General features: G+C 47.6%; 13 protein-coding genes and 1 pseudogene. 7 read left to right on the forward strand and 7 right to left on the reverse strand.

From position 1 onward, the window contains the following. Positions 1-5 precede the first annotated feature (5 nt). The 5 genes from CBR65_RS18065 to CBR65_RS18085 all read left to right on the forward strand — a co-directional run bounded on the left by CBR65_RS18065 (position 6) and on the right by CBR65_RS18085 (position 5,943). Entirely contained in the window at positions 6-1,727 is a 1,722-nt protein-coding gene (locus tag CBR65_RS18065; protein WP_087468144.1) for a PepSY domain-containing protein, read from the forward strand. After that, positions 1,720-2,034 carry a DUF3325 domain-containing protein gene (locus tag CBR65_RS18070; RefSeq protein ID WP_087468145.1) on the forward strand — a complete coding sequence of 105 codons (315 nt, stop codon included), beginning with the start codon at positions 1,720-1,722 and terminating at the stop codon, positions 2,032-2,034. The genes CBR65_RS18065 and CBR65_RS18070 overlap by 8 nt, the downstream gene beginning before the upstream one ends. Before the next feature lie 207 nt (positions 2,035-2,241). After that, the gene (locus CBR65_RS18075; protein WP_232461246.1) at positions 2,242-4,452 is read left to right on the forward strand and encodes a TonB-dependent siderophore receptor; all 2,211 of its coding nucleotides are present in this window, start codon (positions 2,242-2,244) and stop codon (positions 4,450-4,452) included. Between the two features lie 289 nt (positions 4,453-4,741). Further along, positions 4,742-5,425, forward strand: coding sequence for a hypothetical protein (locus CBR65_RS18080; protein ID WP_087468146.1), 684 nt, complete (start codon positions 4,742-4,744; stop codon positions 5,423-5,425). Between the two features lie 200 nt (positions 5,426-5,625). Beyond that, a complete protein-coding gene (locus CBR65_RS18085; RefSeq protein ID WP_087468147.1) occupies positions 5,626-5,943 on the forward strand; it encodes a hypothetical protein in 318 nt (105 codons plus the stop codon). Between the two features lie 160 nt (positions 5,944-6,103). Here CBR65_RS18085 and CBR65_RS18090 read toward each other — a convergent pair whose 3' ends face one another. Continuing rightward, positions 6,104-6,976 (reverse strand): hypothetical protein, encoded by an 873-nt coding sequence (locus CBR65_RS18090; RefSeq protein WP_087468148.1) that lies wholly within the window; start codon positions 6,974-6,976, stop codon positions 6,104-6,106. A 239-nt stretch (positions 6,977-7,215) separates the two neighbouring features. Here CBR65_RS18090 and CBR65_RS18095 point away from each other — a divergent pair, with 239 nt between their 5' ends. Both CBR65_RS18095 and CBR65_RS18100 read left to right on the forward strand, forming a co-directional pair. Next, positions 7,216-7,761 (forward strand): hypothetical protein, encoded by a 546-nt coding sequence (locus CBR65_RS18095; protein WP_087468149.1) that lies wholly within the window; start codon positions 7,216-7,218, stop codon positions 7,759-7,761. Continuing rightward, positions 7,758-8,111, forward strand: a complete 354-nt coding sequence (locus tag CBR65_RS18100) for a hypothetical protein (protein ID WP_087468150.1) — start codon at positions 7,758-7,760, stop codon at positions 8,109-8,111. The genes CBR65_RS18095 and CBR65_RS18100 overlap by 4 nt, the downstream gene beginning before the upstream one ends. Before the next feature lie 156 nt (positions 8,112-8,267). Here the strand turns inward: CBR65_RS18100 and CBR65_RS18105 are convergent, their stop codons facing one another. The 6 genes and pseudogenes from CBR65_RS18105 to CBR65_RS22345 all read right to left on the reverse strand — a co-directional run bounded on the left by CBR65_RS18105 (position 8,268) and on the right by CBR65_RS22345 (position 14,369). Next, positions 8,268-10,004: a glycoside hydrolase family 43 protein gene (locus CBR65_RS18105; protein WP_087468151.1), complete on the reverse strand. Its 1,737-nt coding sequence runs from the start codon at positions 10,002-10,004 to the stop codon at positions 8,268-8,270. A 114-nt stretch (positions 10,005-10,118) separates the two neighbouring features. Further along, positions 10,119-10,607 (reverse strand): hypothetical protein, encoded by a 489-nt coding sequence (locus CBR65_RS18110; protein WP_087468152.1) that lies wholly within the window; start codon positions 10,605-10,607, stop codon positions 10,119-10,121. A gap of 148 nt (positions 10,608-10,755) precedes the next feature. Continuing rightward, positions 10,756-10,890 (reverse strand): annotated as a pseudogene (locus CBR65_RS22755) (restriction endonuclease subunit S); the annotation flags it as partial. 386 nt (positions 10,891-11,276) lie between these two features. Then, positions 11,277-13,670 (reverse strand): DNA/RNA helicase domain-containing protein, encoded by a 2,394-nt coding sequence (locus CBR65_RS18115; RefSeq protein WP_087468153.1) that lies wholly within the window; start codon positions 13,668-13,670, stop codon positions 11,277-11,279. A 2-nt stretch (positions 13,671-13,672) separates the two neighbouring features. After that, on the reverse strand, positions 13,673-14,020 hold the full coding sequence (locus CBR65_RS18120) for a nucleotide pyrophosphohydrolase (RefSeq protein WP_087468154.1): 348 nt from the start codon (positions 14,018-14,020) through the stop codon (positions 13,673-13,675). A 151-nt stretch (positions 14,021-14,171) separates the two neighbouring features. Further along, on the reverse strand, positions 14,172-14,369 hold the full coding sequence (locus CBR65_RS22345; protein ID WP_198300794.1) for a hypothetical protein: 198 nt from the start codon (positions 14,367-14,369) through the stop codon (positions 14,172-14,174). Between the last annotated feature and the right edge of the window lie 2 nt (positions 14,370-14,371).

Genomic DNA, 14,371 nt, shown 5'->3' on the forward strand with positions numbered 1-14,371 from the left:
TCGCTATGTATAACAATTTTCGCCTTTCAATGACGTGGGTACACACCTGGTTTGGTCTGGTGTTGGGTTACGTCCTGATGATTTGCTTCTTCTTTGGCGCGCTGTCGGTGTTTGACCGGGAGATTGATCGTTGGGCTATTCCCAAGACTCGCTTCGAGCCGCAGCCTATGCCGTCTTTCGATAATTTGCTGAAGCCGGTATTCGAGAAGCTGGAGCCCCATCCGGTTGATATGGCGGCGACTGCCCAGCGAGTGATTGGTGACTTGCCTGATCCCAAAACCATGCCCATGGCCTCCCTTTATGCCTACACCACTCACCGTGACCCGGTGCTGGCTATCGGCGCTGAGTTCAGTATCCCCAATAAACCCAAAGATCTCTCCGATGATCACCAGCATGTGCATGGCTGGGCGACTATCGATCCGCGCACTGGTGAAGCCATCCCGGACGACGCACTCAAGATCGGCAGCCGCTGGTTTTATCCCATGCATTACAGCCTGAACTGGCATTGGAAAAACCTGGGTTACTGGTTTGTGGGTCTGGCGGCGCTGGTCATGCTCGCGGCCCTGGTGACCGGCATCATCATGCACCGCAAGATCTTTAAAGAGTTCTTCACCTTCCGCCCGAAAAAGCGCACCCAGCGGAGCGCGTTGGATTTGCACAACATGACCGGCGTTGTTGCGCTGCCATTTCACTTTTTCTTCGCGCTTACCGGTTTGATTATCTTTGCAGGTATTTACCTGCCGGTCGGCCACACCATGCTTAAACCTTTGCACGATCAGCATGAGGTGCTGGAGTCAGAGCGTACCGGTTTGCCGCATGAGCCAGCCGGCGTTGTCGCGCCTTTAGCCTCGGTGGATGCCATGGTGGCAGAGGCCAAGCGCCGTTGGGCGGCGCGCGATATGGCGGGGGAGGTGGGTTATCTGTATATGGATCACCTCGGCGATGAGAACGGCTACGTGAGTATTTACCGCGCCGGTAGCGATCGCGTGGCCTTGGTGGGCGAGGCTATTCACTTTAAAGCCAGCACCGGTGAGGTCTTGCGAGAAGATCCGCCGCGCACCGTCGTTTCTGAGATCAACGAATTTCTGACCGGGCTACACCTGCAGCACTTCGAGCACTGGTTCCTGCGCTGGTTGTACGTGATCGGCGGCTTGCTGGGCTGTGCGTGTATCGCCACCGGCTTCATCTTTTTTGTCGAAAAACGCAAGCAGCAACACGCTAAAACCAACAGCCAGGGTGTTCGTATTGTGGATGCACTGGCCGTGACAGCGGTGACAGGGATGGTGATTGCCGCCATCGCCATGTTGGTCGCCAATCGTTTATTGCCTGCTGATCTGCCCGGCAAAGGTGGCTTTGAGCAAAATGTATTCTGGAGCAGTTGGGTGCTGGCACTTGTGCATGCTGCCTGGCGTAGCGCGCCGGTCGCCCGGGCGGCATTTAATCCGGCGTGGCGGGAGCAGTGCTGGGTTATCGCCCTATTGGCCATTGCCGCCGTGGCGCTGAATTGGATGAGTACCGGCGATCACCTGATCAAGACGTTGTTTACCGATACCTATCTTGCTGTGGCGGGCGTAGACCTGAGCCTATTGGCGGCGGCGTTCCTGTCGATAGTTGCCGCCCGCAAACTCGGACAGCGCGCGCGCCTTACGGAAAATATGCCGGAGAAGCCTGCGCGAGCACCGGTAGCGGGAGCCATTGATATGGCGGCGGAGGTGAAAGGTGGTTGATAGTTGGGTTTTCCTCTGTTTAGCCGCGATCTCCACTCTTGCGGGCATGGCCTGGTTGGCCCTGGCGATGGAGCCTCACTGGAAGGCGGTCCATCAGGCTTCCTCTGCCGCACGGCCTGTCAGCTTGTTACGCCGCCTCGGCTGCACCGGCCTGTTCGTGTCAGCGGTGTTTTGTTTTATGGCAGATCGCCCCTCCATGGCAGCCTTGGTGTGGATAATGCTGTTGGCTGCTTCGGCGCCATCAATCAGCATGATGCTTACCTGGCGGCCGGGTTTATTGCGCGTGTTTTGGCCCACAGGTTCTTAAGCCGGGCAGGCCTAAGGCTCTCCATATGGCGGGCCTTTATATCTTGTATCCGCTCCAACCATCGCTCTTTCGGCACTCCCTTTAAATTTTTCCAACCTCTGACGCCTATTTCCTTGACGACCAGATATCGCACAGGCACAATCCGCGCCATTAAGATAATAATTCTCATTTGTATTTGAAAATAATTGTTAATAGGACAAAGCCGCTATGATCCACACACATTCCGCAGGGCAGCAAACAGCTGCATCTGGTACACCTTTTAAAAAGCATTATCTGGCTTTAGCGATTGCCGCAATGACCTTTGGCCTGGCTCCGGTAGTTGGCGCCGCCGAGGATGTAAAAGACTCGTCAACATCCCGCAAAAACAAATCCCCGGAGCGCATTGAAGAGATGCGAGTCAACGGTGAAGCCACCAAAACTGTCGCCTCAATGCGTTTGCCGTTCACTGTGCGTGAGCTGCCCCAGTCGGTCAGTGAAATCAGCCGGGAGATGATAGAGCTGGCATCGATGACCGACATGGACGACATCATGATGAATGTCACAGGCATCAACGTCAGCCTCTACGATTCACAACGCCCGCTGTATTTTTCGCGCGGTTTTCAGATCACCGACTTCCAGGTGGACGGCATCCCCACCTACAGCGGTTCCACCAATCAGGAGTACGACACGGCGCTTTACGAGCGCGTCGAAGTTATTCGGGGGGCGAATGGTTTGCTCTCTGGTGTCGGCACACCTTCTGCGACAGTGAACCAGGTTCGCAAGCGCCCCGATAAAGAATTCGGTGCTTCTGTGTCCGGCAGCCTGGGTTCCTGGGATCGGCAGCGCGGGGTGGTGGATGTCTCCACGCCCTTAAGTGCAGAGGGCGGTTTACGCAGCCGTGTTGTGGTGGCCTATCAGGATGCCGACAGTTTCCGCGATCGCTATCGTGAGGATAAAACGGCGGTACTTGCCGTAGTGGAAGGCGATATCGGCGAGAACACAACCCTGGCGGTGGGTTACCAGAATCAGGACAACAATCCCGAAGGTACTATCTGGGGAACCATCCCGATCTTTGCCGCCGACGGTTCCGTGGCGCAGTTGCCGGTATCCACCAGTCTCGCGCCCAGCTGGACGCAATGGCAACGGGAATCGAGCACGTTATTCGCTGACCTTGAGCATCGTTTTAACGAAGACTGGAAACTGCGCGCGGCCGTGAGCCGCACGGAAGGCGAAGTATTCAGCCTGCGTGTTTACGCCACAGGTTTTCCGGACCTCAATACCGGCGAGGGCTTAACCTTGCTGGCCGGTGTGGGTGCCGGTGAAGACACTCGCGACAGCCTTGATGTGTACCTGACCGGCAATTACACCCTCTTTGGTCGCAACCACACCCTGGTGCTGGGCGCTAACAGTTATGAGATCGAGTCCGTCACGCCGGGGTACACCTCTGTCGCCTCCTGGAGTTATCAGGTGCCGGATGCCTGGAATTATGATGGCAGCGCGCCGATGCCAACTTATTCGCGCACCGGCTCTTTCCGCATCGCCAACACTGAGCAGTTCGGCGTTTACGTCGCGAACCGTTTTAGCCTGACGGATTCATTCTCCGCGATCATTGGCGTCCGCGTAACTTCCTGGGAAACCGGCACCGATAATTTCGATACCGCGGGTTCATTCGTCAACACGACCGGCTCATTTGAAGTTGATAATGAATTAACGCCGTACGTCGGTCTGGTCTACGACATTAATCAGACCTACTCGCTCTACGCCAGCTACACCGACATCTTCAATCCACAAAATTACAAGGACAAAGACAACAATCTGCTAGAGCCAGTGTTGGGTAGCAACGCAGAAGTCGGTTTAAAAGCCGAGTATTTCGATGGCAAATTGACGATGTCCACAGCGCTCTTTAAAACCAAACAGGACAACTACGCCGTGCGCGATATGACCCAGCCGGACAACTCGCTGCCCGACGGCAGCTCGGCTTACGTTGGGGTTGATGGCACCGAGAGCGAGGGCGTGGAATTCAGTGTGAGTGGTTATATCACCGATCAATGGAGCATCAACGCCGGCTACACCTACGTGGACACCAAACGCCACGGCAATGACCGCATCTGGACCAACCTGCCGGAACACAGTGTGCAACTGTCGACGCATTATGATTTCGCCGGCGTGCTCGAACCGCTGATCCTCGGTGGTGGATTTAATTGGGCTGGTGAAATTGTGGGTTATGGCGTAAGCCACCCGTTGGAGGAAGATGGCGTAACCTTCAAACAAGGCTCCTACACCCTCGCCAACCTTTATGCCACCTGGCGTTTCGATGACTCATGGTCCGCTTCGTTAAGCGCAACCAATTTGTTTGATAAAACCTATTGGGCCAATATCGATTACGCCAACTATGGTGAGCCGAGGAATGTGTCGTTTACGGTGAAGTGGAAGTATTGATGGAGGCTCGCGTGTTTTAGATAATTACGCGGAAAAGTATTTTTCGCCAAGGAAGGCCTGACTCATTCTTTACAGTTTTTTCTTTGGAATATTAATAAATGATTAATCACTTTCTTGTTATTAAAATAATCCAAACATTAAAAAATAATAAAATTTGTTTAATAGATAAAATTTTTTAAAGCGCCTTCTCATTAAATTCCAGGGAAATGTAATTTGGCGGGAGATTCACTTTATTTACGATAATAAAGATTCTACTATGCGGCCCAGTAGCCCATAGGAATTGAGCGCGATGAAATTATTTCTAATAATCATCACCACTGCTTTAATCAGTTCGGTAGGAACGTATCATTTTTTTCAGCCGGCAGTTGATGCTTCAACGTCTGTTTCCTCATGCGAAACGCCAGATGCTAATTTGGTTGGAGTGAAAAGTGCAGATGAACTTACGAAGCACATTCAAATCGCTGACGACCTCGAACAAACTCAACCCATCCCCAGAACAATAACCCACGATGTAACCATTTCGAAACAAAGCCCTGAAAGTAATCACTCCGAAGTATCAAAATCCGCCAAACCCGTTAAAGACACCGAAGATCAGATTGCTGCATTCAGAAGCCAGCTGGATAAGATCAAAGATGCCAGTCCTCTGGAGTTTATTCAAAACCGATATGCATCTGAACCGCTGAACTATGAATGGGCAGTTAATAAAGAAAACGCGATACTTTCCTTATTTGACACCAGTGAAAATTTGCACACATTCAAACCTTTGGATATAAGCTGCAAATCTAAAAATTGCCAAATTATCCTGGCAGCGGGCGACCAACAGCAAACTGATTTTATGTATGACGCAATGTTAAAGGCTGTAACTACCCATCAGGATTCCCCTAATCAAACAGTTTCCTATTTTTCTGACCCGGCTGCGGGCCAGATGATTATTTATGTATCTCAGGGTGGGGTTATGGATTTAGTGCAGTAACAAGAAAGGTAGCCACAAGAAAAATCTACGCAAGAAAAGAAACTACAGGAAAAGACACTACAAAAAAAGTCATGTAAGCATCGACGCTATAAGTTTGTAAAAAGGAGCAGTACCGTGATAGATGAAGGCCGAATCTATCGCCTCATGGTTGGGGCAAGGTTGCAGGAAGCAAGGTCAATTCAATAGGCAAAGGAGCAAACATGAAATTTAAATTATTCATTGCAATATCCCTTTTCTTTGGTTTTATGTCTTCCGCACACGCAACCAAAGTTGCTGAATTCGGTGACCCTGTCATCGGCAATTCATACGCGGGTTGTACCTTCACAAAAGTCTATTCAACAGGCGGTGGTGGCTTCCTGTACGATGAATATCAAATAACCTGTCCAGCGGGCGGTCCTTATAAAGTTGGTGTGTATTTTAATACGCAACAAAATCCGTATCAGTGCACTTTCTATCCCGGCAACAGCAGTTACTATGTTCAAGGGAATTGCACTAACTGGCGGGTTTATTTGTATTGATGTCTAGTGCTGGTCATGAATCCCAGTCCGAGAGGGCTGGGGTTTAAGTTCCAAGACTAAGTAGACGTCAATGATTCCCATCGATAGCTCCGGCCACGTATAGTCGTACACAGTCGGACTCACTCTTGAGTGCCATCAGCCGGGGAAAACGATAAGGTTTTTAAAACCAGTCCATGCTAGTTAAACAAGTCGGTGTTGGTGTCGGTAACGAATTGATTTTTAATGAAGAAAATACAAAATTTATCTCATCTTTTATTGCGGTATTATCGCTATAAATTAATACATCAATATCAATATTCTGTTGCGTTTTAGGATTCATAACCAGCCAGCGCCATCGCTCTAGCGGACTGATTGGCGCGGAGGCAATGCTTTTTACTAAGCATACATGGGCTTGTGCTTGCTTAAAGCAGTGTGATTCGGCCAGCCTGCTTTCAATTAACGCATCGGCCTTCAGGTTCTTAATAACCTCCGCCATCACTATCCCTGTTTCATGGAAACACCTTGGACGCAGCTCCGCCAAAGTGATGTCTTCGTGCTGGATCACGAAGTAATCAGCCTGAGATTCATGGCTTCTTTTTTCCCAGTGGATCGGAATGCTTAGGGAATAGCCTCCGGTGTCGCTGACGTACCGTACCGCATCACCGGCATACTCCGGTGCACCTATCTTAGGTGGTTCGCCGAAATATCCCCCCAAATCAGTGATAGCTATTTTAATAAGCCGATCAAAGCCGAAGGCGGCAAAAATACTTACGACAAAAAGAAATACGCAAACTCCAGCCTTAACTGTTGTTGATTTAGTCATCCATGGGCTAAGGCATATCCCGACAGCTATCAATACCACTATTACTTTGGTAATCGAATGCCATATATCTCCAAGCGTAAATATTGATAAATAGTAATCAATGTACCTAAAAATAAAAAAATAGGTTATGCCAACAATCGATAGCACAGAGAACCGGTAGTACTGATCATCTCTGATTTTCTGATGGTTAATTAGAATCAAAGCTAAAGCGAGCGGAATAAGCACGTTCATGTAATGTAAATGCCTTTATCGGAAGCCATCTGGTTATTGGTGCAGCCTTTGAGAGGTTTTTAGGGTTGAATCTGTGATATAGATCATGTACCAGTGGCATTTATTGCAACAAACTACCACATTGACTAAGATTGCCGCGCCTCCAGTTTATCTCTCGATGGCTGGAATCAATAGTTGATGCAACCACACTGGCTATTAACGGAATTTAATTAACGACAATACCATCATGGAGCAACTTTATGGAAAAAACAGTTAGAGTTTTAGAGGACCATAAAAATCTTATTCAATCAGCAGCGGGTTCTATTGCATCAATGGGGCTGGATCATGCTGGTAAGAAAATAGGCGGAATATTGGTCACGCCCGCCGTATGGGCACTCAATCACAGTGCAACAGGGGCGCAGCCAGATAAAACAGATGTCGGAATATATGCCACCGGCTTTCTGTCGGCTGGAGCGTCTGTCGCTGTGGGCTTACTTAAAGCTCATGTAGATGATGATATGAATAAAAAGCTGACAGAGGTTCAAAAAAAAGAGAATTCAAAATGGTCTCCCTATATTAAAAATTGTTATCACTTTAGCTCATCAGCTCCCGCTATCAGTGCCCAAATTATCGCCAGCAATGGCGGAACTGCATGGAAACATCCTAATGGGTTGTGGGTATATATCACTGATGCACGTGGTCGTATGGTCAAAGACTTCAAGCCGAATGTCTACGTCGTGATTTATCAACCCAAAGAGCCTCTTATAAGGAAAAATGGAAAATTTGTATGGGGAATCACCAAATGAATTATCTTCGTAATAGCATCCTGCTCTTGGTTGTTACCTCATCGTTATATGGCTGCGTTGACAATGAAAAACCAAATGACTTTGACATGGTGTGTCAATATTTCCAGGAGCTGGATAAAGCCGACAGCAAGTCGGCAATGTCGCTGGACCAACGCAATAAATTTATCACAGAGAGACTAAATAAAAATCTACCTTCCAGTTCTGTGACAGTATCTTGGGAGGCTGTCAGCTATGCCGTACCCGAAGATCGTTACGAGATTTTTAAAACCGGTGCCGAAGCGGAGTTGGGAAAAGAATGGGATTGTCCCGCTATGCAAAAACTTGCGCCTCTCACGGGTATAGAAGAATAAGAATTATTATGCTTCTATTGGGAAAAGCCATAGCGCATGCTATGGCTTCTAATTAACTGCACTAGCCGATATCTGATCTGACCCTCGATCTAGCTTGCGCAGTGCAACTACCGTGGAACCCTCGATAGTTGCAGGAAAGCCTAAACAAATAAGCCGTTAATTACTCGTACAGTAAGGCCCAACAATCGTGCCCACAAATCCACCGGCCACGTTGGTGCTCAGGTTGGTTGCATCGACGCCTTCGGCCAATAGTTGACGCTGCCCGTCCACTTCATAAAACGCCTGCATTTTTCCACCATTAAACGCCAGCGACAGGGTGACATCCTGCGTGCTGGAAATCGGTACGGCATTAATTAATGTGTCATCGTTGGAACCCTGCCGACGATAAAGCGCGACCTGGTCCTTGCCTTCGTGTTGGGTAATGCCGATAAGCATCAGGTGCTGGTCGTCTTGTACGGCGGCCAAGCCGGCAGCGTCGCCTTCTGCTACGGGAGCGAAAGACACCGTGGTGGAGATTTCGGCGATGTGGTGCTGCTGGCGTCGGCCGATAAACGACGGCACTTTGTTAACGTCGCCAAGGCCACCGTGGCAAGCCAGATTCAGCGCGCCGCCTTCCACTTGATAAAACGACGCCTGCGGATCGCGAATACCCATCCAGCTCAGGCCAAGTGAATCGCCATCGAATGAATCGGTGTAGCCGAAGTCACCCGAGGTGGGTGGCGTAGCTTGTGGTTGCGTGGGCAGCGCGGGCTTTTTCAGCGCAAAAGGAATGCGCTCACCCTGCGGCAAAATGTAGGGCCAATCGTTTTCCCAGCGAACGGGCAGCAGGAAAGTCTCACGGCCGATATTGAACATCTCGCGATCATAGGGGCGGATCGCCAGGAAAGTCGCCCACCAGTCACCATTAGGAAGCTGCACAAACTTGGCGTGGCCCGCAGCGATAATCGGATCATCCCGATCAGCATCCAGGTCGCGCTGAGTCAGGATCGGATTATGTTCCGCGGGCTTGTATGGGCCGAGCACATTGTCCGAACGGAAGATGGTTTGCGAGTGATGCACGCTGGTGCCGCCTTCGGCCGCCGTGATGTAGTAAAAGCCGTTGCGCTGGATGATGTGTGGCCCTTCGATCCACACCGGCTTGGTAGAGATGTCCACACCGCCGTTGATCAGCTGTTTACGCTCGCCGGTCATGGTCAGGTTCTTGTAGTCAAACTCCTGAATCCAGATCGCGCGGTGGCCGTCGTAGCGAGGCTCTTCATTGGGCGCACCGTTGTTCAGGATATAAGCCTTGCCACTGTCATCCCAGTGAATCGAGGGATCTATGCCCTCAAAGCCCAGCCAGTGAGGATCAGACCAGGGACCGGTGATGTCCTTGGCGGTCATCACAAAATTGCCCTTGCAATCCACGCAGGTGGAGGTGAGGTAGTAGGTGCCGTCGTGATAAGACAGATCAGGCGCAAAAATGCCGCGCGACACATTAAGCCCGGAAAAATCGAACTGGTCCGGCCGGTTGATCGCGTTGGCGATGTGGGTCCAATTAACCAGGTCTTTAGAGTGGTAAATGGGCAGGCCCGGATAGTGGGTAAAGGTGGACGGCACCAGATAGTAATCGTCGCCCACGCGCGCCACCGTGGGGTCCGGGGCGTAGCCGGAGAGAATAGGATTGCGGAATTCGCCTTCGCCGACGGTGACTTTTTCCTGGGATTCGCCTTCGTAACGAAAGCTGGTGAAGCGCGCCGTCTTATCAGAGAGGGCGCCACTTGCGGCTTCAGGGGCCGCGCTGCTCGCGGGGACCTGCGTTGCTTGCGCGCCAGGCTCGGTGTTGTTGGTGGAGTCACAGCCGATTAGTACAGCCGCGAGCCCCAGTAGTGAAGCGCCGATGAGTTTATTCATGTTTTATCCTCGTAATCGCCAAAAAGTCTGGATGACTACAACCTATCATAATATAAATAGGCACCAGATGGGGAGGGAGGGGCTCTTTTCACAATTCCGATACTTTGGCTGCGATTATTCTGAATCGGATACGCTATTCGATATTAGATATAACTGATTTATAAACTCAGAGACCATCTCAAATGTCTGCAGAACTTCAGCATAGAGACTGGTGTTGCCGTGGGCGTAGCCGTTACGCAAGTGGTTTACATGGTTAATTAGATGCTGAACATGATCATAGTTTTCATCAGGCGGCAGCTTTTTAACAGTGATGCCCGGTGTTTCAATCCAGGTTTTCCCCGTCCTATTCAGTTCGGCAATAGCCCATTCAAGTTGTTCTTGCTCCGCTTTATGACGAGCTTGCTGCGTGGGATAGCGATGCCACGCGCTAAATCCACGGTTCGAAACCAATTGATTGTCGCGACAATACTCCATGTAAGTTCTTAAACCTTTTTGGAGATGGATGTTTTTGCCGGTCTCAGATTTAGCATCGTTCTTTCTTTTGCTTATGTATGCTTTGATATTTTCTTGGCCGATACGCTCTTTAAGCGCGAGTTCCAACACGGTCAGTACATTAGCTTCTGCTACATTGAAAAAGCGATACTCAAACCATGCGTAGCTGTAAATATTGCGTGCGATGTCGTATTGAGTGGCAATATTGTCTGGTACACCTTTGTGTAAGCTAAAGGCGGCAATATCGGCGTAATGCGCCTCAAGCGAGTTTTGCTTTTAATGTGTCACAGTGAGACATTAGTTCATCGACTTTGGCGACTATGCGTTGTTGTTCATCGAGAGGCGGTAACGGTATAACTGTTGTCAAAGCTTTACCTACATTTAAGTTGGGTTGTGCTCCACCGGATGATTACTCACACAACTTATCATAAGATTTGATAAAAATAATTTTATGTATTCTCTGTGATGTGCTGAATTGTCTAATAGGCGCACAGCAGCGCAAGCTTGATTTGTGCCTGCCTCAATTAACAATTCCGTAATTTGACCTCTGGTTTTTCCTTGGTCATACATTGCAATTATTAACGTTCCAGCTGGATAAATGGAGACTTTAGTTTCTTTTACGGCTTTCCAAGAAAACTTCTCTTTAGTGTCTCGAATGTACTCTACACCTGTTTCGCCACTTGTTACCCAAAGTTGGTGAAATTTTCTTTGTCGCTTCTTTCTGAGGTTGTTTCCAGTATTTTCAACTTATGTTGACGGATTAAACCGAAAATCCATTAATTAGGATAGCGTAGAAAGATACTCCCCAATCACCTTCAATTCTTCTGCTTGATGAGGCTCAAGGATAATATCTTTATATCCGAGTGAACTAGTTTTAGGGCGTAATACAATTTTAGAATGAGCCCAGTTGTCGTCATCCACAGCAACCTTTTCACTATGATATTCTTTTATGGTGTACTGACCACCCGTTTCTAGGTCTTGAATATCGCGGTGTTGGACTAACACTATTTTCCCTTCGCGTGATCCTCCTGCACAAGATTTAAACAAACACCAAGATCCATTTGGGATTCGCTTGTTCATGGATTCACCAATGACTTGAGCTACAAAGTAGTCTTTTGATACTCTGATATGCTCTGGTAGCTCAACCCAGTCAAAATCAGTTTCCTCCTGATAATCACTAAAATCACCCGCCGCAACTTTTAGATTGTATATTGGGACAGAGTTGATAAACGGCTTAACCTCTTGTACTGGCAATATTTTAAGATTTAACCCCGGATATTTTTCTTCAAGTGTTAGCTTACGAACCTGTTGAGATAGCTCAATCATCTTTTCAAAATATTCTCGAGTTTCCCGATCAGTACAAAACAAATAGCATCCTTTTTGTCCGCGTGTCATTAGGGTCCGATATGTGTTTTTGATGATTCTGTCAGTGATAATCGCCATCTCTTCTGGCTTTTCTTTGGAGAGCTTTTTGTACCCTTTAACTGAATTGTCTCCTCCGTCTCGCTTACTAACATCGGTCATTACAACGCCGTCTCGAACAACGAGGTCAGGACCAATAATCACTCCAATATAGTCAACTTCCAAGCCCTGGCATGTGTGAATGCATCCAATTTGCTTTACCGAGTCAGGTGAAATAATCCAAAGACTGCCATCGGTAGCTAAATTCCATTGTGCTTCAAACTGATGTTCTGGAATATTGATATCCATTGCATCTTTATCTTTCTTTTTACTTATCCATTTCCAGCAATATCCTGCAACCATTCTTGCCTTATTGTTGATAGCATTTTTCTGGAAAATTGCTTCTCTCATTTTTACTGGCGAATCGAAAATTCTAAAATCATAATCAATATTTTCCAAGGTATGGTTGGCTGTCTCTCTGATTTGTAAAGTGGAGTCGATCCACGCCAAATATGCATCTGATCCGTTACAACGGAACTGAGAAGTTAGCTTCATCGTATGTAAAACTGCGCCTAGCTCCGATGACCAGCGCTGTATTTCACCTAACGATCCCACGTCACTTAAAGTAACCCGCTGGTTTTCATCGATAAAGAAAATTGCCAATTTAGAGGAAAGAATAATTTCCTTTATCTGGTGATCACCCTTGTTGCGGTACAGTCCTGACTTTTCATTTAGTCGATGAGCTTCGTCTACAATTAGCACATCAAAAAAATTGGATTCGGTGTCAATATAGGAACCTGAACCTTTAAACATGTTATTAATTTTTGTTTTAGTCAGTGTGCCCGTCAACTTGGCTGAAAACACGGCTCTTGGGGCTGCATTTTTGGATACATATTGGGTTACCAATTCTCGCTTAGTCAGCTCAACCAATAAGTTAATAGCAACTACAGATTTTCCAGTGCCAGGCCCGCCTTCTACAATTAAAACCTGCTTCTTACCTTTTTGAGCCCTGTGCGCTAGATCAATAGCAGCTTCATAAACCAGTTTTTGATCGTCTATCATCAGGAATTCCTGATTGCCATTTAGCATCGAAGAAAGGCTGTCTGCTAACCCTTTAGATGGCTTTATTTTTCCATGCTCGATACGGTACATAATATTGTCAGTATCACCGTATTTGACATATCTCTTTAAAAATTCAGCAAGCTTCCTTGCATCTGAGGATATAAAAACAGGAGCCTTACTAGTATGTGTTAAATAAAATGGATCATTGATAGCAGCATCAGCATCCACATTATGCAAATACGCGCAAGGCATTAATCGAATGTCTTCCTTTCGCACTGTTTCATTATAATCCTCAATTAATGCAGCATAAGTCCAAGCTTGATATGAAGGATGATTGAATTCTATTTCCTGCTTAGGATACAGAGCTACAACCACTCCATCTTTTTCCGTTTTTCTTACTTCGCTCCATTGTTTTAGCTCGATAATTACAGCCGTCTCTCGTTTGTTAGAGTCTTTTCCAGTCAAGATAAAATCAATACGATTGTTCGTTAATGGCAAAGTGTATTCAATTGATACACCTGCATCCTGTGGTATCTCAGGGTCAATAATTACTTTAAACATATACTGCATCGAGTTCTTCCATGAGCGAATCTCGCTTTTGGATGGGCGCTTCAATAATTTTCTTTTAAATTCCGAAAGTATGATGTGCTCAATTTGGTTTGAATTTACATCTTCAACAAATTTCTTCTTGTCACCACTGTAAACCAGCATAATTAATATTCCGTGTATTTTTTAGCGCTACCCTTTACTTTATCTACCGGGTACTTTAATTCATTCTTGCTGATTTTATTTTCAGCAGCATCAAATAGATTAATGTTTAATATGTCTGCAAATCGAGCCAAGTATAGGAAAACATCTGCAATCTCATCCTCTATCGCTAGTAGCTGCTCGTGCGTTAAATTTTTCGACTGTTCTTCTGTCAACCATTGTAAAATTTCTAAGAGCTCTCCAGCTTCACCTGCCAAAGCCATAGAAAGGTTCTTTGGCGAGTGGAACTGATCCCACTCTCGATCCAATGAAAATTGACGCAGCTTCTTTATTATCTCATCCAACTGATTCATGTTTATGCCCTTCATACCAACAAGTGGTCATAACGAATAGAATACGATCTTGGCCGCGCACAACGGCCTCTACGGTACGATTGATAGCGTTCATTTGATAATAGCGGGGGCGCGGCCACGACCGTCATCATAATAAGGAGCCTCGACGACTTCACGGGCTTCTGGTGTTAGACCCTTCCATTGGCAGTAGCGTTGCCACAATTCCCTGCACAATCACGCGGCCAGCAGTAAAGGAAAGCTCTTCCCGTATCTGTCTTTGCAGATCCCACCCGGCACGAATAAGTGCGGGAGTAATGTATTTACTGCAAATGTCGCGCTCTGACAGCTTTCTTTTGTCTTTGCTATCCATGG

Origin of the sequence: Cellvibrio sp. PSBB006 (assembly GCF_002162135.1) — a bacterium.
Taxonomy (GTDB): Bacteria; Pseudomonadota; Gammaproteobacteria; order Pseudomonadales; family Cellvibrionaceae; genus Cellvibrio.